Source organism: Photorhabdus sp. CRCIA-P01 (assembly GCF_003545805.1).
In the GTDB taxonomy this organism is placed as follows: Bacteria; Pseudomonadota; Gammaproteobacteria; order Enterobacterales; family Enterobacteriaceae; genus Photorhabdus; species Photorhabdus antumapuensis.
On the sequence record NZ_NMQR01000049.1, the window covers coordinates 1 to 26,493 of the forward strand.

Below are 26,493 nucleotides of genomic sequence, written 5' to 3' on the forward strand. Positions count from 1 at the left end.
ATGTAATTCAATATTGCTAACATAAGCCCACTCCTTCACAAGATGAGCTTTGTTGTAACCCGCCCCATCCACAATAAGATGAATTTTTTGATGATAGTCAGGATAAGACCTTCTTATTTCATTGAAAAAACAGCAAATGTTGTAGTCATTGAGGGTTTGATATTCCTGGAACACCGTACGACCAATGGCATTCAGGTTGAGGGCGCCCAATAGATTCAGGCGAGTTCGGCTTCCAGTTGTTTTGACTGTTTTTTTCTCACCTTTTCGCATCCAGCCATAACCGAGTTTGGTGCCTTGAGTCGGGTGAACCGCGTCAAGGAAAAGGATGGGTTCGTCTTTCGCTGTGACTTTAAGATTTTCATAATATTCAATAAATTGTCGCTGTTTCTCTGCCTCGAATTTATGAGGGACGCCACACGGTTTTTTATAAGAAAAACCCTGACGGTGTAGCCATTTATTCATGCCGGGAATGCTAAAGGTCATATTCCAGAGCTGAGCGACATAGGCCACGATTTCATGGGTGTGATGGAAAAGATGTTGAGATAAGTGGTTGATTAAAAAATCAGTTTGTTCTTGGGAAAGTAAACTGTCAGACCCCCCATTACCCGATTTAAGTTTACCGTGATTAAGGTAATCACTGATATGGCGGTCAACCGTGGTCTGATGGAGTCGCAATGCCTGGGCTATCATCACAGAACTCCACCCTTCAGAAGCCAGAAGGATAGCTTTTATTCTGTCTCGTACTTGACCATCACGAGTGGTGTCGTGAAGACGCTCAAGTTTGATTTTTTGTTCTGATGTAATAAATATTTTCATAGCGAGGATAATGATCTCCATTTCGGATAAAATCAAGCATCTTCAATGATTACGGGTATAACCCGATTTAATTCCTTATCTGACATAATCACCAACATCTGAATATCCTTCTTCTAGCAAAAGGATTTTATCCTTTATGCCGCAAAAAGTGACATTACTATATTTGTGCTACACAACCACATCATGATTAACTATCTACTCTCATACGGCATAATACCAATGCCTTGAAAAGAATCATCTGTTCTCGAAATTATATTCTCACCCAATTACTCAGTAGTCATAATCTACCGAGAACAAATAACCCAATCTAGAGTATTTACAATACTGATTACAAAACACTTAGATATCATTAAATGTCACGTTCATTACCTGTACCTAGCAAGAAAAACTTTACCCAACATCAAATCGGATCTCAGTGTGTGATAAAAGTTTTCCATTATCGCGCTATCACAACAATTGCCTTTTCTATTCATTGAACAAGTCATTATGTACGATTTCAAGGTATCCTGAAATTAAGTAACCCATTAGAGTACCTCAGAGGCTTTCCTACACAAAGAATGCTATCGCTTTTTTCAGGATAACATTATTCTTTGCTAGTTAGGCTATCTCGACTTTAAGAATACCATTTCGATCAAAGTGCTTACCTCTAAGCTGTAATAATTTTAACTCACTTTTCATTAATATCTGGCCCTCTACATCCATCTTAATACTGTCATAATATAAACATACAGCTTTTATGGATTACGGATCTCAACAGACCTCCATAAATAAAAACACCAAAAAACATTTTAGTTTTATTGGTGTTTTTAGGCTTCAACCGATGTCTATAGATTCTGAGAACTTATTCCCATTCAATAGTCGCAGGTGGTTTACCACTAACATCATAGACAACTCTTGATATCCCATTGACTTCATTGATGATCCGGTTAGAAACCCGGCCCAGGAAATCATATGGCAAATGCGCCCAATGTGCGGTCATAAAATCAATCGTTTCTACTGCCCGTAACGAGACAACCCAATCATATTTACGACCATCTCCCATCACGCCCACGGAGCGAACTGGCAAGAATACTGTAAATGCCTGGCTGACTTTATTGTACAAATCAGCCTTGTGCAGCTCTTCGATAAAAATAGCATCTGCACAACGTAGCAAATCGCAGTACTCTTTCTTTACTTCACCCAATACACGAACACCCAAACCTGGGCCTGGGAATGGATGGCGGTTCAACATGTCATAAGGCAATCCCAATTCCAAACCTATCTTACGTACTTCATCTTTGAACAACTCTTTCAGCGGTTCCACCAGACCCAATTTCATCTCTTCCGGCAAGCCCCCGACGTTATGATGAGATTTGATAACGTGTGCTTTGCCTGTCGCAGATGCCGCTGATTCGATGACGTCTGGATAAATAGTGCCTTGTGCCAGCCACTTAACCTGAGCCTGCTTACTTGCCTCTTCATCAAAGACTTCAACAAACACACGGCCAATCGTTTTGCGTTTCTCTTCCGGATCATCGATGCCAGCCAGTGCAGTAAGGAAACGATCTTCCGCAGGAACATGAACAATGTTCAACCCAAATTTGCCGGCAAACATTTCCATCACCTGATCAGCTTCATTCAAACGCAACAAACCGTTATCAACAAATACACAGGTCAGGCGGTTACCAATTGCGCGATGCAGTAACAATGCGGTGACAGAGGAATCAACACCACCGGACAGCCCCAAAATAACGTGATCCTCACCAATCTGTTCACGCAGGCGTTCAACGGTATCTTCAATAATAGACGCAGGCGTCCACAGCGCTTTACATTGGCATACATCCAGAACAAAACGTTCCAATATACGCTGCCCCTGATGGGTATGGGTGACTTCCGGGTGGAATTGCACACCATAAAAACATTTTTCTTCATTTGCTATGATGGCAAATGGACAGGTATCAGTGCTGGCAATAGTGATAAAGTCATCAGGAATTGCAGTGACTTTATCACCATGACTCATCCATACATTTAATAATGGTTTACCTTGCTCATTTAATGAATCCTGAATCCCACGGAACAATGCACTTTCCGCTTTAATCTCAACCTGAGCATAACCAAATTCACGCTCAGTAGAATCTTCTACCTTACCACCGAACTGTACCGACATTGTTTGCATGCCATAGCAAACACCCAGAACCGGAATGTCAGCGTTAAAAACATATTCAGGTGCACGTGGACTTCCTTGTGCTGTGGTACTTTCCGGGCCACCGGAAAGAATAATGCCGCTTGGGTTGAATTCGCGGATTTGCTCTTCTGTGACATCCCATGCCCAAAGTTCACAATAAACCCCGATTTCACGGATACGGCGAGCAATCAATTGAGTATATTGCGAACCAAAATCAAGGATAAGAATGCGGTGTTGATGGATATTAGTTGTCATGTGCAGTGAATTCCAAAAAAACAAGTAACAAATAAAGATAAGTAGCCCTTATACGGGCCACAATAAATATGGATTACAAACCTAACCGGTAGTTTGGAGACTCTTTGATAATGGTGACATCGTGAACGTGGCTTTCCTGAATACCCGCATTACTAATACGAACAAATTCTGCTTTGGTTCTCAATTCATCAATAGTTGCACAGCCAGTCAGCCCCATACAGGAACGCAAGCCTCCCATTTGCTGATGGACAATGTTTTTCAGCAAACCTTTATAGGCAACGCGGCCTTCAATGCCTTCCGGTACCAGCTTGTCGGCGGCATTATCCGTTTGGAAATATCGATCAGAAGAGCCTTTAGACATCGCCCCTAATGATCCCATGCCACGATAAGATTTAAATGAACGTCCTTGGTACAGCTCAATTTCTCCCGGTGACTCTTCTGTCCCTGCCAGCATGGAGCCCACCATGACACACGACGCTCCCGCAGCGATGGCTTTGGCAATATCGCCAGAGAAACGAATACCACCATCAGCAATAACTGGAATACCGGTGCCTTCCAACGCTTCAACGGCATCAGAGATAGCGGTAATTTGTGGCACCCCTACACCGGTAACAATACGGGTAGTACAGATAGAACCGGGACCAATACCGACTTTAACCGCATTGACGCCAGCCGCTACCAGCGCTTTTGCGCCTTCCCCAGTCGCCACGTTACCACCAATAATTTGTAGATTTGGATACTTAGCACGGGTTTCACGAATACGTTGCAGTACCCCTTCAGAATGACCATGCGATGAATCAATAAGCAGAACATCAATACCAGCAGCAACTAATGCATCAATACGCGCTTCATTGCCGGCACCAGCACCAACCGCGGCACCAACACGTAAACGACCATGTTCATCCTTACAGGCATTCGGTTTACGTTCTGCTTTCTGGAAATCTTTAACCGTGATCATGCCAAGCAGATGAAAGTTTTCATCAACTACCAGCGCTTTCTCAACACGTTTTTCATGCATTTTCTGCAACACAACTTCACGGGCTTCACCTTCTTTTACTGTCACCAGACGCTCTTTAGGCGTCATTACCGCAGTAACAGGCTGATCCAAATCGGTAACGAAACGGACATCACGGCCAGTAATAATACCAACCAACTCATTTCCTTCAGTGACAACCGGATAACCCGCAAAACCATTACGTTCTGTCAATTCTTTAACTTCACGCAGCGTTGTTTTAGATGCCACAGTGACTGGATCTGTCACAACACCACTCTCATGTTTTTTAACTCGGCTAACCTCTTCTGCCTGACGCTCAATAGACATATTTTTATGGATAAAACCCATGCCACCTTCCTGAGCCAATGCAATAGCCAAACCGGATTCAGTAACGGTATCCATAGCGGCAGACAACATGGGAACTTTTAGGCGAATGGTAGAAGTCAGTTGAGTAGACAGGTCAGCAGTGTTAGGTAAAACGGTAGAATGAGCAGGGACTAACAGAACATCATCAAAGGTTAAAGCTTCTTTTTTAACTCGTAACATAAGCAATATCTCACCAGGCTGCGAAAAATTTAAGGAATAAAATATTGCCGTGGCATTATACAGAACGTAATCGGTTGCCTCCAGCATTTTATTAAAAAATTTCTTGCTTACTTTATAACGCACGTTAGTATCAATATATTAAGTTCTTGTTTTGAAATTTGATCTTTCTCACATGTCACTACCTTTTAACACTGGAATTTTTTCTGTCAGTCGTCTTAATCAGACGGTTCGACAACTGCTCGAAATGGAAATGGGCAGAATTTGGCTGAGCGCTGAAATATCCAATTTTTCTCAACCCTCCTCCGGGCACTGGTATTTCACGCTGAAAGATGAGCGTGCCCAAGTGCGGGCGGCAATGTTTCGCAGTAGTAATCAACGGGTAACATTCAAGCCACAAAATGGTCAGCAGGTTTTGGTTCGCGCGGCAATCACACTTTATGAACCCAGAGGGGACTATCAGCTTATTGTTGAAAGTATGCAACCCGCCGGTGATGGGCTGTTACAACAACAGTTTGAACTATTGAAACAAAAACTCGATGCCGAAGGATTATTTGACCAAAGCCACAAAAAACCGTTGCCATCTCCTGCTCAACAGCTTGGTGTAATTACTTCAACCAGTGGCGCTGCCCTGCATGATGTTTTGAATATTTTAAAGCGCCGTGATCCATCATTGCCCATCATCATTTATCCGACAGCGGTTCAGGGCACAGAAGCACCATCACAGATTATTCGAGCTATTGAATTAGCGAATGAACGGCAAGAGTGCGATGTATTGATTGTTGGGCGCGGTGGTGGCTCGCTGGAAGACTTATGGAGTTTCAACGACGAACGAGTCGCCAGAGCCATTTTCCACAGTGATATTCCGATAGTCAGTGCGGTCGGTCATGAAACAGATGTCACCATTGCTGACTTTGTAGCCGATTTACGCGCCCCGACACCATCAGCGGCCGCTGAGTTAGTCAGCCGTAATCAGCTCGAATTGTTACGCCACATTCAGTCGCAACAACAACGACTGGAAATGGCAATGGATTACTTCTTTGCCCAGAAACAGCGTATTTTCAGTCTGTTATCTCATCGTTTACAGCAACAACACCCTCATCTACGACTAGCCCGCCAGCAAAACTTACTCGTCAGTTTACGCCAGCGACTCACTGACAGCTTGCAACGGCACTTAAAGCAAAACAGCTTGGCTTATGAGAAATTACAGCAACGGCTCTGGTACGCTGAACCTAGCCAGCAGATCCACCAATATAGCCAACAGATTCAGCAACAAGATTTTCGGTTAAGACAAGCGATTGAAAGGCAAATCAGCCGTTCCAGAGAAAAATTTGCCATTTCCTGTTCACGGATGGAAGCCGTTAGCCCTCTGGCAACGCTGGCCCGTGGTTACAGCATCAGTCAAACATCGGATGGAAAATTACTGAAACAAACCAAACAGGTACATGTTGGTGATGTCCTGAATACCCGTTTACAAGATGGTTGGATTGAAAGTGAAGTGTTGAAAATCAAGAAAGAACGGAAAAAACGATCTGCAAATCTGAAATAGTGGCACTCCTTTGCCACTTATTTTTCCTATAATCAGAAACGGATTTCTGCGCCGGCAATATAGGTCCGGCCCCGAGCGGTTTGCATAGCCGAAGTAGATTTATCCATTAATGCAGCCGTATTACTCATACGATTAAGTGCTTCAGAGTAGTTTCTGTTTGTCAGATTCTGTACTGAAAATTTAAACAGCATATTTTTATTTATTTTATAATCACTGTAAAAATCGACCACAATTGGAATTTTTCTCTCCTTTTCCATCACCGTTCGCCCATCACTGTCCTGATTATAAGGATCTGAATCTAGCTTATAGGACTTACCGGTATATTTAATTATTGTTCCAATCCGTAGTTTTTCGCCCAATAGACGACCTCCTGTATCCAAAGTCAAAAAACTTTCAGGTAATTCTGATGTAGGATCCGCACCAAAAATCGATGTGGAAATAGAAGTCGGTTGGCTTGTTTTTTGTCGGCTATAAGCCAATTTACTATAAAATACACCGGCATCATAATCAGCAGAGACTTCATAGCCGCGCATTATTACCGGGGTTATGCTATTGCTATAAATATACATACCGAAATTTGCATCAATATGCTGCCAATCTTCTTCTGATAATTTAGAATATTGGCATATCCTGCCATCTTTGCACAGAGTATATGAATCACTACTGATGTAATTCTTTATCTTAGTATGATACCAAGCCGCTTTCAGACGGAAAGTATCTCCTTTTACAATCATGTCTGGACGGTAACTATTAAAACCAATTTGATAAGTATCCGATTTTTCTCCTTTCAAGAATGGGTTTATCGATGCACCACCTTCATTGCCATAGAAAACTTCTTGCACATTCGGCGCTCTCATAGAGTGGGTGTAACTCACGAAAGGCTGAAATTCAGGAATAATTTCCGCCGACAGCAAAATACTTGGATTAAATTCACGCTCTTTCAAATTCAGTTTACTTTCACCTTGAGGGAAACAATTAACGCGTAACTCACAGGCTGGTTTATGGCCCTTTACACTATAATTCATATAATTAAGGTTAACATTAACTTGGTAAATATCACGAGTAATTTTCAACCCGCTATAAATACTGGCAATATCTTGTTTACCACTTGGTGCAAAACTATTATTTTCTTTTGCTTCACTATCTGTCTTTTCATATTTTTTCTTTTTTTCTTCATCTTCTATATCAGAGTAAACGCTATCAATTTTCTTACTATATTCAGTCCTCATCAATTTACCACCGAATATCAACTCAAAATCGGTATCGCCGTAATTAAAACGGCTGGTGTTACTGAGATTAATAGCGTTTGATTTATTTTTAGTTTTGCTGTTTGTCAATGCATTAAGTGCAGAATTATAGATTTGATCACTTCCGCTGGTACTCACCAACAATTTCATATCAACCAATTCACTGAATGGCTTGTAGTTGTATTTCAGATAAAAATCCTCACTATCAATATGACGCTGAGTAAATTTATTGTGATACAAACGACCACTCAGCTCCATATCATGAAATTCATTTGGTTTAATATTTAATTTCATTAATTGAGAATTGGGTTTCTGTTTAAAAGATTTATCGGTACCAAATTCATCACTTGATATTCCGTCAGCATTTTTATAATTAGCATCAATTGAATGCCCACTGACAGCCAGCACAGCGCCAATTGATCCTTCAGAACTAAAAGCCTGCGTTTTACCAGCGACGGCAATCATGCCATTATGACCAATGCCATTATCGCCATAGAGCATTTTTGTACGTATTCCCAATGTATTGCCACTGAATATCACATCATCAACACCAATTGTGCGGAAATTAGCACTACCCGCTAATGCGTTGACACTATCAGAACCATCAGATTGCCCTCGACTAATATCCACACCAACAATAAAATTAGGATCAATTAATGAGCCAAACTGGCTCTGAAGACTATTACTATGTGTTATGCTGGTGGGTGATGTACCATAAAAGCTCTGGCTAACACCATCAACCATCATATTCACCCGACCAAATCCACTTAATCCACGAATATTAACCGTCACCGTTCCCTGCCCCGGATCAATTTGCGTATAGGTTCCTGGCATGCTGCGCAATATACTATCCGTTGATTGAAGTTTAGTATCTTCACCTTTAGAACTGTAAGAACCGGGCTTTTCCATTGCTCGTATTTCAGTATCATCCTGTGAACCTGAAACTTTCAATCTACTGAATTTTAAAACTTTCTCTTGCTTTTCCTCAGCATAAGCAAACCCTTGCAGCCCAATTAAAACCACACCGGCCCCTGCTATCTTTGTCATTATTTTCATTTCAATTATCCCAAATGCATACAAATCAATATTTGCTCACATATCCGTTTTTAGAAAATAAAAATGTTTAGCACTGATAAATGATTATCAGTGCTTCAAATAATAAACTTATATAATTTATTTCAGTTATCTTTTAATTGTGGAAAATATTTATTGGCATTATCCAGCATCAAAATAAAACTGTAATCCAGTGCAGTATCTTTTAATCGATTAAATCGACCTGATTTACCACCATGGCCGGCACTCATATTGGTTTCTAATAATAAAATAGAGTCACCTTTCTTCATATCCCGTAATTTTGCTACCCATTTAGTCGGTTCCCAATATTGTACTTGGGAATCATAAAATCCACTCGTAACCAATAAGTTTGGATAACGTTGATGTTTTATATTGTCATACGGGCTATATGATTTAATCCGGAAATAATCTTCTTTATTTTCGGGATTACCCCACTCTTCATATTCACCTACTGTCAGCGGAATAGAAGGATCGAGCATGGTTGTCACGGCATCAACAAAGGGAACTTGAGCAACCACCCCGCGATATAATTCCGGTGCCTGATTAATTACAGCGCCCATCAGCAAACCACCAGCACTCCCTCCCATTGCATAAACCCGTTTGCTGTCACCATATTTCTGAGCAATCAGTGCCTTGGTCACATCGATAAAGTCATTAAAACTATTCATTTTATTTTCGACTTTACCTTGTAGATACCATTTTTTACCCAGTTCACCGCCACCACGCACATGTACCAAGGCGTAAACAAAGCCTCGATCTAATAAACTCAATCGCGGTGAGCTAAATGAAGGATCCATGCTCATACCATAAGCCCCATATCCATAAATCAGTATCGGGTTATGGCCTTTTTTAAACAGTGATTTACGATATACCAGAGATACCGGAATTTCTACACCATCACGAGCCTTCACCCAAATACGCTGGCTCTCATAATGATGTTTATCGAAACCTTTTACTTCCTGCTGCTTAAGTAATTCCCGCTCACCTGTTTTCATATTCCATTGGAATGTCGAGCTGGGTGTTGTCATGGATGAATAACCATAACGTACAAAATCAGTATCGGGTTCAGGGTTATAATCAATCCATGCCATATAACTTGGATCATCAAACTTAATCTGTTTTTCTTGCTGTGTTTGCCAATTAATTTGACGAATTGTCGGTAACCCTTTTGTTCGCTCCTGTACGACCAACCAGTCATTGAACAAATCAAAATCTTCAAGATCACTATCCTGCTGCGGAGCAATGACTATTTTCCACGGCGTGTTGATTGCATCAGTCTGATAAAGCCCATAAGTTTCATTCTCATGATTTGACCGGATGTAGAAATGATCGCGGAAATGGTCAATATAATATTCCCGGCCTTCCTGACGAGGAGAAAATACTTGAAGTTCAGCTTGTGGTTTATTTGCATCAATCAGCAAATATTCAGAAGTCGACGTACTGGTTATCGACAACATAATATAATCACGGGAAGTACTTTTAGATATGCTTAAATAAAAGCGCTCATCTTCTTCCTGATATATTTTCTGATCTTCGCGGGTATTGCTACCATATTGGTGACGAAATACCTGATATGGTAATAAAGTTTGCGAATGTCTGCGCACATAAAACAACGTATTGTTGTCATTAGCCCAAACCAGGTTGCCAGAAGTATTTTTTATTACATCGTTATTCCACTGTTTGTCAGCGATATCTTTAAAAGAGATCTGATAATTACGGCGTCCCTGCGTATCTTCAGCAATCGCAATACGTTTATTATCCAGAGAAACAGCAAAATTACTCAATTGGTAATATTCGTGCCCTTTAGCCCTTTCATTACCATCGACCAGTACCTGCCAATCTGATGAGCCATCAACGGGTTTACGCTGATAAATCGGAAAATCTTTGCCAGTTTCATAGATTGTCCGATAAATATACCCATTATAACTATAGGGTACCGATTGATCATCCTGCTTCATCCTGCCAACCATTTCTTCGTATAACGTATCCCGTAGCTGTTCACCGGGTTTTAACATCTGTTCGGCATATTTATTTTCGGCTGTCAGATAATCAATGATCTTTTGATCTTTGCGATTATCATCCCGCATCCAGTAATAATCATCTATACGAGTATCATCGTGGGTAATTATATTGTGTGGTTGTTTCATTGCCTTTGGTGGCATAATTTCTTCCTCTGCGGCGGCAGGATTCAACCAGCCGCTCAATAAAAATATCAATAACAGCCCTTTAGTTTTCAGGGCAAACCGCGCTTGCTGCCTTAACATATCTGCTGTCCTTAAGTCGATCAAAAGTATTAATTAGCTAAACTAAAATCAATCGGAAGTTCTATCGTAATTTCATTACCGTTTAAAACGGTATCGGGGGGAGCTGGCAACGGCTGCGCCCTTGCCAGAACTTGCTTTGCTTCCCTGTCCAGAGAATGGGTTCCGGAACGACGAACTAAATCGCTGTTAGTGACATAGCCCTGTTTATCAATAGTGAATCTGACTGTAGGCCGACCGGTGCGATTTCTCCTCTGTGCATCCTCTGGATAGCGTTTATAGCGGTTCAAATGCCCGATAACCTCAGCCCGCCATAGCGCATCGGCATCCGCAACCGCCTTTGAATCACTGTCATAAGCAGCAGCAACCCGCGAAGTAACATTCGTAGATGTAGCCGTACTGCTCACCATGGCGGCACTACTTTGAGATTTTTCACTCTCTTGTTCTTCTACCTGCTGACGTTTCACTGGCGGTGTTTTTTTAATCTCTTCGTGGTGCTTTTTCTGTTTTTTAGGTTTATGCACCAGAATCTGCGCCTGTTCATCTTTAATAAGTTCAGGCGTCTTAATCTCATTAATCTCGCTCTCCTGCTGCCGACTGGCAACGGAAAGTTGTTGTTCAATACCAATAGGTTGCTTTTGTACCTGATGTGTCGCTTCTGTCAACAATGAAAGCTCCATCATCACTGCCGGCGGTGGCATCAGTTCATCAATAGCAATTCCTTCTGGCTGGTGGATAATCCAGCCAACCAAAATGAGGTGAGCAGCAATAGCAGAAATGAGCCCTTTTTTAAAATGACTCGTTTGAAAGGCCGGGTGTGTCAGCGTCAACATGAATGATAGCGCATAGTTTTAATTAGCATTTGGTAATGATAATTAATTTCATATGCTAATGAAAATTATTTTTATCTGTATCGTTAACTTGAGCACATCCCTGTGCCAAAGCCCCTTATATACAGGGAAAAGATCGCCATTTGTTTAAAATATCTACGGTTTTTTTACAGGTGTATACCAAACATAATCAGCATATTGGCTATCCAGTACATTGCTTTTCTCAGCCAGAATCACCACGACAAGGTCCTCTTGGGGCGATAAGTCTTTAACATGCAGAGGAACACCCATTACTTTCGTTGCATGATATCCACCCGCAATCAATGTGGCAGGAATTGGCGCTTTAAGTAACTGTTCCGCCATTCTGCGATCCCGCATTTGCTGAATAGTGGTCATGGCAGATAACTGTTGTTCCGTTATTTCACCACCGTGAACATCTTTAATCACCGCTTTAATCTGCGCTTTGACATTTTCAGCAACAGAAATATTCCCCTGGAGAACTGGCGGATGACTGTAAGCGGCTTTAATTTCACTGCGATCCAAGTTTGCAGACAACAACGGATAAGGCTGATATATAAGCTCCATGACCAATCCACCATACAACCCCCACCGCCACCCATCTTGCCACGCAAGAAGCTCTTTTATGCGATTTTCACGTACGATAGGCTTAGTTTGCAGCCAACTTTTAACTTTATTTACTTTTTGTTGCTGATCAGGATTAATCATCTCTAACAGGACCGAACCCTGTTCTCTTTTGAGCGGGAGTTGCTGAACCAACCAAAGTTCTATCTGATGATGATATGGATTATCATGTTTTTCACCCACAACGACCCGCTGATGTGATGCCAGCCGATTGATCAATTCATCAGGGGTCAAAGCGTGGCCTGTTTTAAGATCAATAATAGCCCCTTGTTGAGTCAGTTCCGGTGAAAGCGCTTGGGGAGTCGGTTTTTGTTGTCTAGATACACATCCAGATAAGATCAGTAAACCACAGATAATCAGAAAAAATTTTATTGCCGTGAAGAATTTCATAATATCCGCTATCCATATTAATGTTTCGCGCATCATATAGATAATAAGAATCGTTTACAACAAACAGCCCCTGCCTACCGGAAACAGGGGCGATTGGTATTACAGCGGATGAGTTTGCGCTTCAACTGCCGCCAGAGCGACCATATTAACGATGCGGCGTACAGAAGAAATGGGTGTCAGAATATGTACCGGTTTGGAAACCCCCATCAGAACTGGGCCAACAGTCACGCCTTCAGAACTGGTGACACGTAGCAAGTTATAACTGATACGGGCAGATTCCATATTCGGCATAATTAACAGATTAGCCGCCCCTTTCAATGGGCTATCTGGCATGATGTCACGACGAATACTTTCAACCAATGCGGCATCACCATGCATTTCACCATCAATTTCAAGTGAAGGTGACATTTTATTCACCCATTCCAGCGTCTGGCGCATCTTCTGTGCTGACGGGCAATCCGTGGAGCCAAAACTTGAATGAGAAAGCAGCGCAACTTTTGGTTCAATACCGAAACGGCGGACAGTCTCTGCGGCCATAAGGGTAATCTCTGCCAATTGTTCAGGCGTTGGATCATGATTGACATAAGTATCGGCAATAAAAGTATTACCACTTGGCAACATCAGTGCATTCATTGCACCCGCAGTATGAACCCCATCACGGAAACCAAAGACATTTCTCACAACATCGTAATGTTCACTGTAACTGCCAACGGTACCACAAATCAGGCCATCAGCTTCACCACGCAGTACCATAATCGCCCCAATCAGGGTGGGATTACCGATAACTGCCCGTCGAGCTTGTTCAGCGGAAACACCTCGACGTTTCATAATGTGATGATATTCCTGCCAGTATTTTTTGAAACGCGGATCATTCTCATTATTGACTACTTCAAAATCTTTACCCGCTTCAATATGCAATCCCAGTTTCTGGATACGCATTTCGATAACACTGGGGCGACCAATGAGAATCGGATAAGCCAGCCCAAGGGAGATCAACTCCTGAGTCGCATGCAATACACGTACTTCTTCCCCTTCGGCCAAAACGATACGCTTTTTCGCTTTTTTAGCCTGAGAAAAAATAGGTTTCATAAACAAGTTTGTTTTATAGACAAACTCATTCAACTTCTCGATATACGCGCCAAAGTCTTTAATCGGGCGGGTTGCTACGCCGGAATCCATTGCTGCCTTGGCAACTGCCGGGGCAATTTTCACAATCAGGCGCGGATCAAATGGTTTAGGAATAATATACTCCGGGCCAAAAAACAGATCCTGATCGTCATAAGCCGAAGCCACCTCTTCACTCTGTTCCGCCAGCGCCAAATCAGCAATCGCATGAACACAGGCGAGCTTCATCTCTTCGTTAATGGTTGTTGCACCAACATCCAGCGCGCCACGGAAAATAAACGGGAAACAGAGCACATTATTAACCTGATTCGGATAATCAGAACGACCAGTACAAATGATTGCATCAGGGCGAACTTGTTTTGCCAATGGCGGCAAAATTTCTGGTTCAGGGTTTGCCAATGCCATGATGAGTGGATCTTTAGCCATCGTTTTCACCATGTCTTGAGTCAACACGCCAGGGCCGGAACATCCGAGGAAAATATCCGCGCCAGGGATAACATCACCTAATGTGCGGCTGCCATTGTCTTCAATCGCATAGGCAACTTTAGTCTCTTCCATATTTTTATCGCGACCACGATAAATCACCCCTTTAGAATCGCATACCACAATATTTTTGCGTTGCAACCCAAGCGCAACCAGCAAGTTCATACAGGCAATTGAGGCAGCACCGGCACCAGAAACAACTAAGCGAACCGCTGAAATCTCTTTTTTCATAATCCGCAAGCCATTCAAAACAGCAGCAGTACAAATTATCGCCGTACCATGCTGGTCATCATGGAATACCGGAATGTTCATTTTTTCCCGCAATTTTTTCTCAATATAGAAACATTCCGGGGCTTTGATATCTTCGAGGTTAATCCCCCCAAACGTCGGCTCCAGTGCCGCAATGATATCAATCAATTTGTCAGGATCGGACTCATCGACTTCAATATCAAATACATCAATACCTGAGAACTTTTTAAACAGTACACCTTTTCCTTCCATCACTGGCTTACCTGCCAGTGCACCAATATTCCCCAATCCTAAGACCGCACTACCATTAGATATCACTGCCACAAGATTGCCGCGCGCGGTATATTTGTAAGCCGCTAATGGATCTTTTGCAATTTCCAGACAAGGCGCAGCAACACCTGGTGAATAAGCTAAGGCCAAATCTCGCTGAGTTGTCAGGGGTTTAGTGGGCGTAACCGTGATTTTCCCTGGTTGTGGAAACTGGTGAAAATCCAATGCACTCTGTTTTAATTTTTCATCCATCGTCGGATCCTTTATATACAATCTGGAGTAAGAGCAGAAGCAGTATAATAGGTACTGTGTGTCAAATCATAACATTGACAGCATCTTATCAATAAAGTAGCACTTTCTTGCTCATAAAAAATACTACCCAATTTTTCCACTAATACCACTACTTAATATAGGAAAATAAAGAAAGAAACATTATCATTTATACAATGTCATTAAAGTTATAGTAACCATAATAACTATAACATAGAAAAACTCTCAATATAAATTCAATTAAAATAAATTTTATAAAAGAAAACAAATCTAATAATAAATCATTTAACATATTGATTTTTAACATTATTAAAAGAAGTGAAGTTATGTGTTTTTTGTGAAAATTACTCATCTTCTTTTTTTACTTATCAAACTAATTTGCGCTATTTATATTTTTATATCAGGATGTGCTTTCTGGACTTACAGAGCTATCAATTCTGTAAATCAATCGGTTTTGATAAAATTTTTTCATAGCAATTTAATTTAGGGCAGACTCATTCATTACTGCCTTTTAATCAAATTCAAAGTCTGCATTTCGTGGCTTTACTTATTTAAGGGAGAAGGAAAATGTATAACCATTCAGTGATGATAGTTGATGACCACCCTCTCATTCGCCATGGCTTGAAACAGATTGTAGAGCTCGATCGAGCGCTTACCGTGACAGCAGAAGCTGACAATGGTGAAGAAGCAATAAATATTGCATGCAAGCTGAAACCTGATGTCATTATGATAGATCTCAATATGAACGGTCTTTCGGGCGTGGACACGATTAAATCCATCCGTAGAAAAGGGATCAATTCCTATGTACTGGTATTATCCGTTTCAGATGATCGAAATGATGTTTACGCAGCCATTGACGCGGGAGCTAATGGCTACTTACTTAAAGATAGCGACTTAGATTCGTTATTAAGCAGTATTCGCCATGCTGCTCGTGGACAAACTGTATTTAGTGAAAAAATATACCAACATCTGGCTAACCGTCATAAACATGTTGATCCTTTATCTGAATTGACCAAACGTGAGTTAGATGTATTAAAAGAAGTGTCCAGTGGCATGACCAATAAGGAAGTTGCTGATGTCCTATTTATTTCTGAAGAGACAGTGAAGGTACACATCAGAAACTTGTTAAAAAAACTGAATGTACGTTCCCGCCTGGCTGCAACAATCATGTATTTGCAACATAGGAAAAATGGAGTAGCCTAATACTTCTTCCGAGCCGTTCCTTGGGCTTATTACCGAGGTCGGCTCTTATCGTTGTTATATAGCAAATACCCCTTATGAGAACAAGCCAATAAAATTGAGTCTCCTGCTTTAGTATCTCCGATAATAAAAATCAGGATATCATCTGGATAAAACAGGCATTTTCCAGCATTATGTTTAGGTATTTAAATTTTTTTTAAGGATCTGTTAAATGATGTTGGATAAATCTTCTCAACCCGCTTTTACTCTCTATGGGATCAAGAATTGTGACACAATAAAAAAAGCCCGTCGTTGGCTGGAAGGACAGGAAATTACTTATCTGTTTCATGATTATCGTGTTGATGGACTCAATGCCGCACTTTTGCAGTCATTTATTGACAAACTTGGTTGGGAATCATTGATTAATACCCGTGGTACAACTTGGCGTAAACTGACCGATCAACAACGAGCGACAATTAATAATGCTGACGCAGCAAAAGCCTTGATGTTGGAACAACCCGCTATTATCAAACGTCCACTATTAATTTCTGCAAAAGGTGATTGCCTATTAGGTTATAAAGTGGATGAATATCAGCAATTTTTTGCTGAGGCACTCTGAAATGACTTGCCCTGTAATTGAACTTGCACAACAACTTATCAGGCAACCCTCTATCAGCCCAGACGATAAAGGTTGCCAAGATATTATGATCGCTCATTTGCAAGCAATTGGCTTTACCATTGAACGGATGCCCTTTGGCGATACAAACAATTTTTGGGCCTATCGCGGCATAGGCTCGACGTTAGCCTTTGCCGGACACACTGATGTCGTCCCCGCAGGCGATGAATCTCAGTGGGAATATCCCCCATTTGAGCCAACTATCCGTAATGGTATGTTATATGGCCGGGGTGCTGCGGATATGAAAGGCTCATTAGCCGCCATGATTGTCGCGGCTGAACGTTTCGTTGCCACCCATCCCAACCATAATGGACGTCTGGCCTTTCTTATTACGTCAGACGAGGAAGCGAAAGCCACCCACGGCACCGTTAAAGTGGTTGAAGCCTTGATGTCCCGCAATGAACGATTGGATTATTGCCTGATCGGTGAACCTTCTAGCCAGCATCGTCTTGGCGATATGGTGAAAAATGGCCGTCGAGGTTCCCTTACTGCAAATCTCACTGTTCACGGTATTCAAGGCCACGTTGCCTATCCGCATTTAGCTGATAACCCAATCCACCGTGCCCTTCCTGCTTTACAGACACTGATCAATACACATTGGGATAACGGGAATGAATTTTTCCCGGCAACCAGTATGCAAATTGCCAATATCCACGCGGGAACAGGTAGCCATAATGTAATCCCTGGGAATGTGCAAGTTCAATTCAATTTCCGTTTCAGTACAGAACTGACTAACAGACAAATCCGTGAACGGGTTGAAACTATCCTCAAAGATAACAATCTGAATTACACGATTGAGTGGATACTATCAGGCCAGCCGTTCCTGACAGCCAAAGGTGAGTTAGTCAATGCAGTTATACAGGCAATAGACCAATATTGTGGCTATCAACCTGAATTATCTACCAGCGGTGGTACATCCGATGGACGATTTATCGCTCAGATGGGCGCTCAAGTTGTCGAACTGGGGCCACTAAACTCAACAATTCATAAAGTTAATGAGTCCGTCAGCGCCGCCGACCTGCAACAACTTAGCCGGATTTATCAACGTGTTATGGAGCAGTTAATCCAGTGATCACAGCAAATATGTTAACCGGCCTGGCGACGGGTCACTTGATTTCTCTCTTTGGCAATCACCGATTACAACCAGAAGCCGTCAATGCTTTTCTTTCCATGCAGCAAGCCGCTGAAAAGGCCGGAATTAATCTGCAACCTGCCAGCACGTTTCGTGATTTTCAACGTCAGCAAGCGATCTGGAATGGAAAATTCCGTGGTGAACGCCCTGTGTTGGATGAAAACAACCAACCCATGGATATCACCCAGTTATCAGAAGGAGAACGCTGTAAAGCAATTCTTCGTTGGTCCGCCCTGCCCGGCGCCAGCCGTCATCATTGGGGAACAGATTTGGATATCTATGATCCAACGATGCTACCGGATAACCAGAAGTTGTTACTCGAACCTTGGGAATATGAAAATGGGGGTTATTTCGAACCATTAACTCATTGGTTGACCGAGAATATGGCTCATTTCGGTTTTTACCGTCCTTTTATCAGTCACAATAGCGGCGTCGCTTATGAACCGTGGCATATCAGCTACCAACCATTAGCCAAGCAATTAGAAAAATTGCTGACTCAGCAAATGTTGCTGGATGTATGGCAGCAGCATGACATCGCAGGCATTGACTGGTTATCTGCTAACTTACCTTATATATTTGAAAATTACCTCCATGTTGCGCAGGAGACAACCTAATGCAATGGTTAGCTGATTATTGGTGGATTATTTTAGTTATATTGGTTGGCGTTCTTCTCAACGCCATTAAAGAGTTACGCCGCCTGGATGTTAAAAAATTTTTGGACAATAAACCGGAACTGCCTCCCCATCGGGATCTTAATAGCAAGTGGGATGATGAGGATGACTGGCCACAGAAAAAGCCGTAGTCCACCCTTGCCAGTCTTTGGCAAGTTTCCGATCAAGACTTGACAACGCCTGTGCGGTTTCTTGCCGCCAGAGTCGCATTAATGCCTTATATCCACTCAACTTCAATACGGTGATGCATTGCTCAACACTCATTTCCTGCTGGAGATGATTTCTCAACGCAATCAACGGCAAATCACTGTTCAGCAACAATCGTTGCAAGGCCGGTAATGAAGCAGAAAATGGCCGGTGAGCAAATGCAAAACCTGACAGCTCCTGCCAATCATACTGATTGAGATAATGGTCAATTTGGTAATCAACAGGCAAGCTAAACCCAATCTGGGATTCTAGCCAATGTGCATCACGGGCAAGCTGCTGCTGAGCTTGAATCCTCAGAGCAATTCCCTGTTCACTCAATGGAAGAATCGCCATTGCCGTATAACAACCACTGCTGGCCTCCAGATGAGTTCCCATTCGCACTAATTGGAAGCCACATTTCCGCCACAATGCCCAGAGCTGCGCGGTATAACCAAAGCTAACAGAAATGAAATCCACGCCCTGTTTTTCTGCTCTTTCCCGTTGATACGCGATCATTCCCTGAGCGATACCTTGCCTGCGATTATTAGCCTGTACAGCAACCCGGCTGATCCGTTGAGATTTCAAAACCGCCGCCTGTGGTAAACCGCTATGGGCAGCTAACGATTGAGCAACCAAATTTCCTCTTGGACGACGTCTGCCTGCCCATATTTCATGGGCTAACTCAAGCGACAACCCGCCTTCTTCAACCATCCACAAAGCCCCCATCAAGACATTATTTCCAACAGCCGCAACAAATTGCATGCCTTTGGCATCAAGTAAACGCCGTAAATCCAAAGGTGAAGTTTTGTAGTGAGCGCTGGTCAATATGCCGTAAAACTGCCTCAGCAATTCAGGTTGTTTAATCCATTGTTGCTGATGATAAACGTGATAACTGATCGCTTTATCAGAATTGTTGACCGGAATTGCATCCTCAAACAGTAAAGCGTTTTCCAACCAATTTTCCAGCGGATCATTTTCAGCCCAACGCACAGGGGCCGTCAGGCTCAGAATATGACTATTAGGGATTCCAACACAAAATTTAAGTAAAAATCCGCGCCCTGTACCTTCATATCCCTGCACAGTTGTGGTCAACAATATTCGGGGAAAATAGCTGATCAACTCAGATAATTGAGGCATTGGAATAGCAGCAGCTTCATCGATAAGCAACCAATCAATATCTGACACGCTATTTTGTCGACAATATTTCAGCAAATTATCCACGGCCCAGAATTTTCCCTTTTCCCCCGCATAACACCTTATCACTTCAGTTGTCGCTTTTGCCGGTGCAGTTAACCAGCAATTTCCTTGCCATTGCCGCATTAACATACCGGCAAGTGTCGATTTACCTCGCCCTCTTGGAGCAGTAATGACCCATATCCCCTGATTTGCCCGCAAAAGTCGCGTCAAAATGGCATGCTGGCTGGCAGTCGGGCTGCCATCAGGCAGTTGCCACGCACGATACTGTGGAAATTCAGGTACGTATAAGGGATCATTTTGCCGCCATAACAAAACTTGGGGATCGCTAACAATTTGCTGCTGAATATGCTGAACAAAATGCGGTGTTGGAATAGCATCTAACTGTTCGTTCCAACGTGCGCTATCCTTATCTGGTTGATAATGCCATTGGTTCCAAGATGGAACCATCATCACCAACCAGCTTCCAGCTTTCAATGTGCCTGCCAATATCGCCAGTGCTTCCGCATTAAAACCCGCGGTAGCATCAAATATTCCGTGCAGATATTCCTGACCTAATAAACTGGCCGCCTTTTCGGGCAACACGGCGTTCTGTTTACGATAAGAGATGCATAACCAATCCCCAGTAAATTTCTGTTGTAACTCATGAGCCTGTAAATAGCACCAATGATGATCACCACTCAACACCAGCAAACGACGTAACCCTTGCTGCTGCATTTCCGTCTGTATCACGCTCAGTTCCGGCAACATAACGGCTATGATTTACCTATCAACAATGACAAAATCCCCGCAGCAATCAGTGGCCCCACAGGAACACCTTTAAACAGGGCAACACCCAAGACCGTCCCCACCAGCAAACCAGCGACTGTCGACGGCTGATTAGACATCAATGAAACACCCCGGCTACCCAACCATGACACTAATACACCTATCACTATCGCGAGTAACGATTTCCAACTCATAAACGAGTTAAGGACGGCTTGTAACGTAATTTTTCCACTGGCGATAGGCGCCATGACTCCCACGGTCAAAATAAGTACACCGATAGTCAGCCCATATTTTTCCACCCACGGGAAAAAATGATTCAATGGCGTTATACGGATAACCAGCAAGAGCAGCATTGCAAGCGTGACGGTCATGTTGTGGCTGATGATACCCAGTGCCGCCAACACTAGCAGCACCAGTAAAGTAGGATCGAGATGGCTCATGGATTTGATTTCAATACCCTACAACAGCCTAATCCTATTTAGGCTAGGGTAATTTTTCCTTATGTTACAGAAATGACGGGTATTTTCGTATTAATTCAAACTATTAACAAGCTAACGTCGCACCACCATCAACCACAATATCCTGTAGCGTGATATGACTTGCCAAATCAGAAGACAAGAAGAGTACGGTATGTGAAATTTCATTAACATTTGCAATCTTACCGAGGGGAATACCTAATTTATATCGCTCAGGATACCCGTTAATCGTATTTTTTTCATCATCATCCGTTTTCCACATGGAACGCTGCATAGGTGTATCCGTCGATCCGGGCGAGACAACATTACAACGGACACCAAACGGCGCGAGTTCTAACCCAACACAATGCGTTAAACTTGTCAATGCTGATTTTGATGCACAATAAGCCGCCATTTGCATACGTGGAACACGTGCTGCATTAGAACTAATGCTGATAATCGTGCCACTGCGCTGACGTTTAAAATGGGGAATCACTGTACGAAATAGATAAAAAGCCCCAGAAGCATTAACATTAATACAACGATGCCAGTCACTAATATTTAGCTCATCAATATTTCCCAATTGCAATATACCGGCAGCATTAACCAAAATATCTAATTTGGCTGAAATAGACAGTTGTTGGGAACAAATCATTTCGACTTTTTCTGGATCACTGATATCGAGTTGTATACATTTATAAGGCAAATTATCTTGCTCAAATACGCGATCGAAACCTATTACGTTAGCGCCAAGCGCGGTAAAATCACGGGCAATTTGCTCACCAATGCCACGTGCCGCCCCAGTTACCCAGACGGTTTTATGGCTAAAATCCATTTGTAAATTTTGTTTATTTTTCATTTTATTTCTTCTTTAATAGCGATTTATTCCGCATTTTTTATAAATTCGATTTATCGACATTTACTGATGAAATTATTTCTTTAGTACTCATAACCATTCCTGATTTTTCAGCAACATATTTTAAAGCCATGAGGTGATCTTTTAGCGTAAAATCGGCTATCGCATCACCCACTAGAAAAGGCTTTATATCTCTCATGAATGCGTCAACCGCAGTAATCATACAACCAATATGTCCATACACCCCGCAAATAATTAATTGATCACGACCTAATTCTTTTATATTTTTTTCTAACGAAGAGCGTTGAAATGCACTATAACGCCACTTAACTATCACAATATCATCGTTATTAGGGGCCAAAGCATGACTGATATTCTGTAAATGGGGTGATCTATTCAAGCCGGCTCCCCATATATCATTAAGTAATGCGCGATCTTCATCACTTTGTACTTTAGGTTGTGCTGTATATATAACAGGAATCTCTTTTTCTTTACAAAACATTCTCAATAAATGGATATTTTCAATTAATTTATTAACTAAGGGGCTATTATTACCGAAAAATTGCAAAAAATAGTCCTGCATGTCATGAATAAGTAAAATCGCCCTATGGGGTTCGAATAACCAGGATGCTTTATTGCCTGGAAAATCTTTCGGCTGAGGTAGCCTATAATTTTTCAATGATGGAATGGTCATTTTAATACCTTCATGTCATTAATTAATTTCCTAATTTTTCTCGAATGAGTTTTCTTAATAATAGTTTATCAATCTTTCCGACTGGTGTAACAGGCATAACATCAATAATCTCAAAACGATCAGGCAATTTATATTCAGCAATCCCCATCCCCCTTAAATATTTCCTCAGTTGCAACGTGTTTATATTTGGATCAGCCACCACAATAAAAGCACAGCTTTTTTCTCCCATCAAAGGATCTGGCATCGAAACTAAAGCGCTATGGATAACACTTTCATGTTTGAGTAGCAAAGATTCAATTTCTTCCGAAGCAATTTTTTCACCCCCGCGATTAATTTGATCTTTCTCACGTCCGACAATACACACATAACCCTCTTTAGTCATATAGGCTAAATCACCGCAATAATAAAAACCTTCGTTATCGAATACCTTCGAATTGTGTTCTGGGCTTTTATAATATCCCCGGAATGTATATGGCCCACGAATGATTAACATCCCCGCCGAACCTGGCGCTTGTATATTGCCTTTACCATCAACGATACGCAGCTCATCATCTTCACTCATTGGGCGACCCTGAGTGGTAAATATACGTTCATCATCGTCATTAAGCCGGGTATAACATACTAACCCTTCGGCCATCCCAAAAATCTGTTGCAACTTACATGAAAAAAGTTTCGGGATCACTCGCGCCACACTTTCACTTAACTTTGCTCCACCGACTTGTAATAACCGAAGGCTTTCCAGTGAATATTCGTATTTCCTCATCGTCTGAATCCATAACGCGACAGCCGATGGCACCAGTGCAGTCATTGTTACCTTATGTTCACGTATTAGTGGAAAACACGTCGTAGGCCCAGGATCTGTTGCTAATATGACACAACCGCCAGCGTAAAATACGCCAAGCGCCCCCGGAGAACTCAATGGGTAATTATGTTGCGCCGGCAAAGCACAAAGATAACGGGTCTGTTGTGTCAACTCACAAATTTCAACACTGCGTCTAACGCTATAATAGTAATCGTCATGTGTCCTTGGAATTAATTTAGGTGTCCCAGTACTCCCACCTGAAAGTTGAAAAAAAGCGACTTCATCTGAACGTGTCGCCTCAAAATTCAAAGGTAAATTTGTTGGCGCTAACCACGATTTTAATTCATGGGTATGTTGTATTTCGCGACCATCAACGACGATATTCCTTAGCCGTGGACAATGTGTTTTTAATTGCTCCAGGAAATCATTATTCTGCAAAAGTGAATGCTCTGACGAAAGTACAATCAGACTTGGATCAATTTGTTGGGCATAAGCAAGTAACTCTAATTTATTATGGCTAAATAATGCATTAATAGGTACTACCCCCATTTTCAGTAGCGCAAAAAATGTAATATAAAATTCAGCTATATTCGGCAATTGTACGATAGCAGTATCACCTCTCTTTATTCCCGCTAACGTTAAATTTGTAGCTAATGCAGAAGATTGTTGATCAAGTTGATGATAACTAAATTTACGGTCACCACAGATAATAGCTATTGCTTCAGGTTGTATCTGACATTGTTTATAAAGTATGTCAGTTAAGGGTTTACCAAGCCAATAACCCTTTTCACGATAACGTTCTGCTAATTCAACCGGCCAGGGTGTAAATTCAATAGACATGATTTTATTCCTTACAATAATATTCAATGTGTTAACAATAGTCGATTACTGTTTATACACATTTACTTTATCCTCAACCAGAAATATTTTTATCCTTATTTTGTGAGCCACTTCTAAATAAATACATTTCGTCACAAGTCATACTTCGTGCCAGCGCTCAAAATACAAATTTAATGACCTAATATATTGCAAAATAAAATCATACTGCTAATAGTTAGTAACGTATCACCTTTAATCCAACAGGGTAAATTATGTCATGCTTTCCTCCTGGATATTGGGAAAAATATCCGAACACCGCCACCGTGATCACAACATATACTTGCAATGCTGCTTGCAAAGAATGTTGTTTTGAATGTAACCCCTCGGTAAAAGCGCGTTTAAGCCTGGATGAAATTAAACAATTTATTGCACACTCAAAAGCTAACTTTCCAGGGTTAAAGTTAGTCGTCTTTAGTGGCGGGGAATGTTTCCTGCTAGGTAAAGATCTGATTGAAGCCATTCGCTTTGCCTCAGATCACGGCTTATTAACTCGTTGCGTGACTAACGGTTATTGGGGAAAAAATAGAGAAAAAGCGCAAAAAATCGCCCAAGACTTAATAAATGCTGGCATCACAGAGATAAACATCAGCACAGGGAAAGATCACAGTGAATGGATTCCCCTTGATAGCGTAGTCGCAGCGGCAGAAGCATTGGCGGAACAAAACATTACAACACTGATTACAGTAGAACAGGATACCGTTGATTCTGCCATTGCAACGCAAATAACCCAGAACCCGATCATTAAACGCCTGAAAGAAAAAAACAAAATTAATTTACAACGAAATACCTGGATGCCATTCTATGACACCAGCGAAGAACGAAAAGATGTTCCAAACCGGGATCAGCAACTGGCAAAAGGGTGCGATCAGGTCTTTGAAAATATTGTACTGACACCACACGGTGAAATTTCCGCTTGCTGTGGGCTGACATTAGAGCATATCCCCGAAATGAAACTTGGCCGTTTGCAAGGAAGCGATGTATCTCAGCTTTTTAAAGATCAGGAAGAAGACTTTATGAAAGTATGGTTAAGAACAGAGGGGCCGTACAAAATCCTGAAAAAATATCGCCCACAGGATAGCAACATTAATCTGGCAAAAATCGTTCATCCCTGCCAGGCTTGTGCTCATTTGCATAAAGACGAAGAAACACGCCGGAATCTGTTAAACAATTATCACAAAGAAATCATTCCGGTAATGAAGAAATTTAACGCTAAAGAAAGACTGGATCTCATCTACTATTCAGCAGAAAAAAATGCCGTTAACTTAACTGAAGAATGAAAAATACGACAGGATCGAATCCAGATTTTAACGTTACTACTAACGAATATCACCAAAACAAGTATTTATCGGCTAGAAAATTTTTATTTAATGAAGTGGTAATCAAGGAAAGGAAATACTTTATTCTTCTTTAGGAATATTTTTACTTCCTATTTTGTGATCGGACTCTAGATAAGGAAATTTTGTCGCGGAATATATTTAATCTAAACGCTAAAAATATAAATTTAATCAACTAACCTATTGCAAAATGTCACCATCCAGCTCAGGGCAAGATCTCACAATTTTAACAAGGTTATTTGGGTTAAATAAAGACCAAAATATAACTTTTTATAGCCACTTCTCTCATTAAAACGTTAAGATCTCTCTATTCTATAAAAGCGTGATCTTAATAATGAGTATTTTCAACTTTATCAGCAAGATAGATGACCCACGTTCTGACATCAATAAAAAACATGAATTAATGGATGTGATTTTTTTAGCTTTTTCTGCTGTGTTATGTGGGGCTTCTGGCTGGAAATCAATCCAGGAATTTGGTGAGATACAATTCGAGTGGCTTAAACAA

The 26,493-nt window shown here is 41.6% G+C and carries 20 protein-coding genes and 1 pseudogene; 8 read left to right on the top strand and 13 right to left on the bottom strand.

Going from position 1 to position 26,493, the window contains the following annotated elements; all coding sequences use genetic code 11:
• The 3 genes from D3222_RS20065 to guaB all read right to left on the bottom strand — a co-directional run.
• The coding region (locus tag D3222_RS20065; RefSeq protein ID WP_118987719.1) for an IS630 family transposase at nucleotides 1-816 on the bottom strand (816 nt) is incomplete at its 3' end.
• Between the two features lie 841 nt (nucleotides 817-1,657).
• Nucleotides 1,658-3,235: a glutamine-hydrolyzing GMP synthase gene (guaA, locus tag D3222_RS20070; protein ID WP_118987720.1), complete on the bottom strand. Its 1,578-nt coding sequence runs from the start codon at nucleotides 3,233-3,235 to the stop codon at nucleotides 1,658-1,660.
• A 73-nt stretch (nucleotides 3,236-3,308) separates the two neighbouring features.
• Nucleotides 3,309-4,775 (bottom strand): IMP dehydrogenase, encoded by a 1,467-nt coding sequence (guaB, locus tag D3222_RS20075; RefSeq protein ID WP_118987735.1) that lies wholly within the window; start codon nucleotides 4,773-4,775, stop codon nucleotides 3,309-3,311.
• A 172-nt stretch (nucleotides 4,776-4,947) separates the two neighbouring features.
• On the opposite strand from guaB, the gene xseA reads away from it, so the two are divergent.
• Nucleotides 4,948-6,321, top strand: a complete 1,374-nt coding sequence (xseA, locus tag D3222_RS20080) for an exodeoxyribonuclease VII large subunit (RefSeq protein ID WP_118987721.1) — start codon at nucleotides 4,948-4,950, stop codon at nucleotides 6,319-6,321.
• Nucleotides 6,322-6,353: 32 nt separating this feature from the next.
• Here the strand turns inward: xseA and D3222_RS20085 are convergent, their stop codons facing one another.
• The 5 genes from D3222_RS20085 to maeB form a co-directional block, all read right to left on the bottom strand.
• Nucleotides 6,354-8,624 carry a TonB-dependent receptor domain-containing protein gene (locus D3222_RS20085; RefSeq protein ID WP_118987722.1) on the bottom strand — a complete coding sequence of 757 codons (2,271 nt, stop codon included), beginning with the start codon at nucleotides 8,622-8,624 and terminating at the stop codon, nucleotides 6,354-6,356.
• A 122-nt stretch (nucleotides 8,625-8,746) separates the two neighbouring features.
• The gene (locus tag D3222_RS20090) at nucleotides 8,747-10,804 is read right to left on the bottom strand and encodes a S9 family peptidase (protein ID WP_118987736.1); all 2,058 of its coding nucleotides are present in this window, start codon (nucleotides 10,802-10,804) and stop codon (nucleotides 8,747-8,749) included.
• A 131-nt stretch (nucleotides 10,805-10,935) separates the two neighbouring features.
• On the bottom strand, nucleotides 10,936-11,736 hold the full coding sequence (locus D3222_RS20095; protein WP_118987723.1) for an energy transducer TonB: 801 nt from the start codon (nucleotides 11,734-11,736) through the stop codon (nucleotides 10,936-10,938).
• Nucleotides 11,737-11,889: 153 nt separating this feature from the next.
• Nucleotides 11,890-12,765, bottom strand: a complete 876-nt coding sequence (locus D3222_RS20100) for a ChaN family lipoprotein (RefSeq protein ID WP_232832603.1) — start codon at nucleotides 12,763-12,765, stop codon at nucleotides 11,890-11,892.
• Between the two features lie 99 nt (nucleotides 12,766-12,864).
• Nucleotides 12,865-15,144 (bottom strand): NADP-dependent oxaloacetate-decarboxylating malate dehydrogenase, encoded by a 2,280-nt coding sequence (gene maeB / locus D3222_RS20105; protein WP_118987725.1) that lies wholly within the window; start codon nucleotides 15,142-15,144, stop codon nucleotides 12,865-12,867.
• A 585-nt stretch (nucleotides 15,145-15,729) separates the two neighbouring features.
• On the opposite strand from maeB, the gene D3222_RS20110 reads away from it, so the two are divergent.
• The 5 genes from D3222_RS20110 (at nucleotide 15,730) to D3222_RS20130 (ending at nucleotide 18,951) form a co-directional block, all read left to right on the top strand.
• Nucleotides 15,730-16,365 carry a response regulator gene (locus D3222_RS20110; RefSeq protein ID WP_011146941.1) on the top strand — a complete coding sequence of 212 codons (636 nt, stop codon included), beginning with the start codon at nucleotides 15,730-15,732 and terminating at the stop codon, nucleotides 16,363-16,365.
• 211 nt (nucleotides 16,366-16,576) lie between these two features.
• A complete protein-coding gene (locus D3222_RS20115; RefSeq protein ID WP_118987737.1) occupies nucleotides 16,577-16,960 on the top strand; it encodes an ArsC family reductase in 384 nt (127 codons plus the stop codon).
• A gap of 1 nt (nucleotide 16,961) precedes the next feature.
• Entirely contained in the window at nucleotides 16,962-18,089 is a 1,128-nt protein-coding gene (gene dapE, locus D3222_RS20120; RefSeq protein ID WP_118987726.1) for a succinyl-diaminopimelate desuccinylase, read from the top strand.
• Entirely contained in the window at nucleotides 18,086-18,763 is a 678-nt protein-coding gene (locus D3222_RS20125) for a M15 family metallopeptidase (protein ID WP_118987727.1), read from the top strand. The genes dapE and D3222_RS20125 overlap by 4 nt, the downstream gene beginning before the upstream one ends.
• Entirely contained in the window at nucleotides 18,763-18,951 is a 189-nt protein-coding gene (locus D3222_RS20130) for a YpfN family protein (RefSeq protein WP_118987728.1), read from the top strand. Before D3222_RS20125 ends, D3222_RS20130 begins: the two co-directional genes overlap by 1 nt.
• On the opposite strand, the gene D3222_RS20135 is transcribed toward D3222_RS20130, so the two are convergent.
• The 5 genes and pseudogenes from D3222_RS20135 to D3222_RS20155 form a co-directional block, all read right to left on the bottom strand.
• Nucleotides 18,902-20,950, bottom strand: a complete 2,049-nt coding sequence (locus tag D3222_RS20135; RefSeq protein ID WP_118987729.1) for a tRNA(Met) cytidine acetyltransferase TmcA — start codon at nucleotides 20,948-20,950, stop codon at nucleotides 18,902-18,904. The two genes, D3222_RS20130 and D3222_RS20135, sit on opposite strands and share 50 nt — an antisense overlap.
• 5 nt (nucleotides 20,951-20,955) lie before the next feature.
• Nucleotides 20,956-21,408 (bottom strand): DUF441 domain-containing protein, encoded by a 453-nt coding sequence (locus D3222_RS20140; RefSeq protein WP_118987730.1) that lies wholly within the window; start codon nucleotides 21,406-21,408, stop codon nucleotides 20,956-20,958.
• 103 nt (nucleotides 21,409-21,511) lie between these two features.
• A complete protein-coding gene (gene dhbA, locus D3222_RS20145) occupies nucleotides 21,512-22,282 on the bottom strand; it encodes a 2,3-dihydro-2,3-dihydroxybenzoate dehydrogenase (RefSeq protein ID WP_118987731.1) in 771 nt (256 codons plus the stop codon).
• A 70-nt stretch (nucleotides 22,283-22,352) separates the two neighbouring features.
• Nucleotides 22,353-22,973 (bottom strand): annotated as a pseudogene (locus tag D3222_RS20150) (isochorismatase family protein); the annotation flags it as partial.
• 22 nt (nucleotides 22,974-22,995) lie between these two features.
• Nucleotides 22,996-24,615 (bottom strand): (2,3-dihydroxybenzoyl)adenylate synthase, encoded by a 1,620-nt coding sequence (locus D3222_RS20155; protein ID WP_118987733.1) that lies wholly within the window; start codon nucleotides 24,613-24,615, stop codon nucleotides 22,996-22,998.
• Nucleotides 24,616-24,866: 251 nt separating this feature from the next.
• Between D3222_RS20155 and D3222_RS20160 the strand changes: the two genes are divergently transcribed.
• On the top strand, nucleotides 24,867-25,931 hold the full coding sequence (locus tag D3222_RS20160; RefSeq protein WP_118987734.1) for a radical SAM protein: 1,065 nt from the start codon (nucleotides 24,867-24,869) through the stop codon (nucleotides 25,929-25,931).
• Nucleotides 25,932-26,322: 391 nt separating this feature from the next.
• Nucleotides 26,323-26,493 (top strand): transposase family protein (locus D3222_RS20165; protein WP_198672880.1); only part of this gene is annotated, 171 nt, incomplete at its 3' end.

Excerpts from the sequence above, each read along its gene's own strand:
- D3222_RS20115 (WP_118987737.1), top strand. The coding sequence starts at position 16,577 with ATGTTGGATAAATCTTCTCAACCCGCTTTTACTCTCTATGGGATCAAG.
- guaB (WP_118987735.1), bottom strand. The coding sequence starts at position 4,775 with ATGTTACGAGTTAAAAAAGAAGCTTTAACCTTTGATGATGTTCTGTTA.
- D3222_RS20095 (WP_118987723.1), bottom strand. The coding sequence starts at position 11,736 with ATGTTGACGCTGACACACCCGGCCTTTCAAACGAGTCATTTTAAAAAA.
- D3222_RS20090 (WP_118987736.1), bottom strand. The coding sequence starts at position 10,804 with ATGCCACCAAAGGCAATGAAACAACCACACAATATAATTACCCACGAT.
- guaA (WP_118987720.1), bottom strand. The coding sequence starts at position 3,235 with ATGACAACTAATATCCATCAACACCGCATTCTTATCCTTGATTTTGGT.
- D3222_RS20135 (WP_118987729.1), bottom strand. The coding sequence starts at position 20,950 with ATGTTGCCGGAACTGAGCGTGATACAGACGGAAATGCAGCAGCAAGGG.
- D3222_RS20085 (WP_118987722.1), bottom strand. The coding sequence starts at position 8,624 with ATGAAAATAATGACAAAGATAGCAGGGGCCGGTGTGGTTTTAATTGGG.
- xseA (WP_118987721.1), top strand. The coding sequence starts at position 4,948 with ATGTCACTACCTTTTAACACTGGAATTTTTTCTGTCAGTCGTCTTAAT.
- D3222_RS20100 (WP_232832603.1), bottom strand. The coding sequence starts at position 12,765 with ATGAAATTCTTCACGGCAATAAAATTTTTTCTGATTATCTGTGGTTTA.
- D3222_RS20140 (WP_118987730.1), bottom strand. The coding sequence starts at position 21,408 with ATGAGCCATCTCGATCCTACTTTACTGGTGCTGCTAGTGTTGGCGGCA.
- dapE (WP_118987726.1), top strand. The coding sequence starts at position 16,962 with ATGACTTGCCCTGTAATTGAACTTGCACAACAACTTATCAGGCAACCC.
- dhbA (WP_118987731.1), bottom strand. The coding sequence starts at position 22,282 with ATGAAAAATAAACAAAATTTACAAATGGATTTTAGCCATAAAACCGTC.
- D3222_RS20110 (WP_011146941.1), top strand. The coding sequence starts at position 15,730 with ATGTATAACCATTCAGTGATGATAGTTGATGACCACCCTCTCATTCGC.
- D3222_RS20130 (WP_118987728.1), top strand. The coding sequence starts at position 18,763 with ATGCAATGGTTAGCTGATTATTGGTGGATTATTTTAGTTATATTGGTT.
- D3222_RS20155 (WP_118987733.1), bottom strand. The coding sequence starts at position 24,615 with ATGTCTATTGAATTTACACCCTGGCCGGTTGAATTAGCAGAACGTTAT.
- D3222_RS20160 (WP_118987734.1), top strand. The coding sequence starts at position 24,867 with ATGTCATGCTTTCCTCCTGGATATTGGGAAAAATATCCGAACACCGCC.
- maeB (WP_118987725.1), bottom strand. The coding sequence starts at position 15,144 with ATGGATGAAAAATTAAAACAGAGTGCATTGGATTTTCACCAGTTTCCA.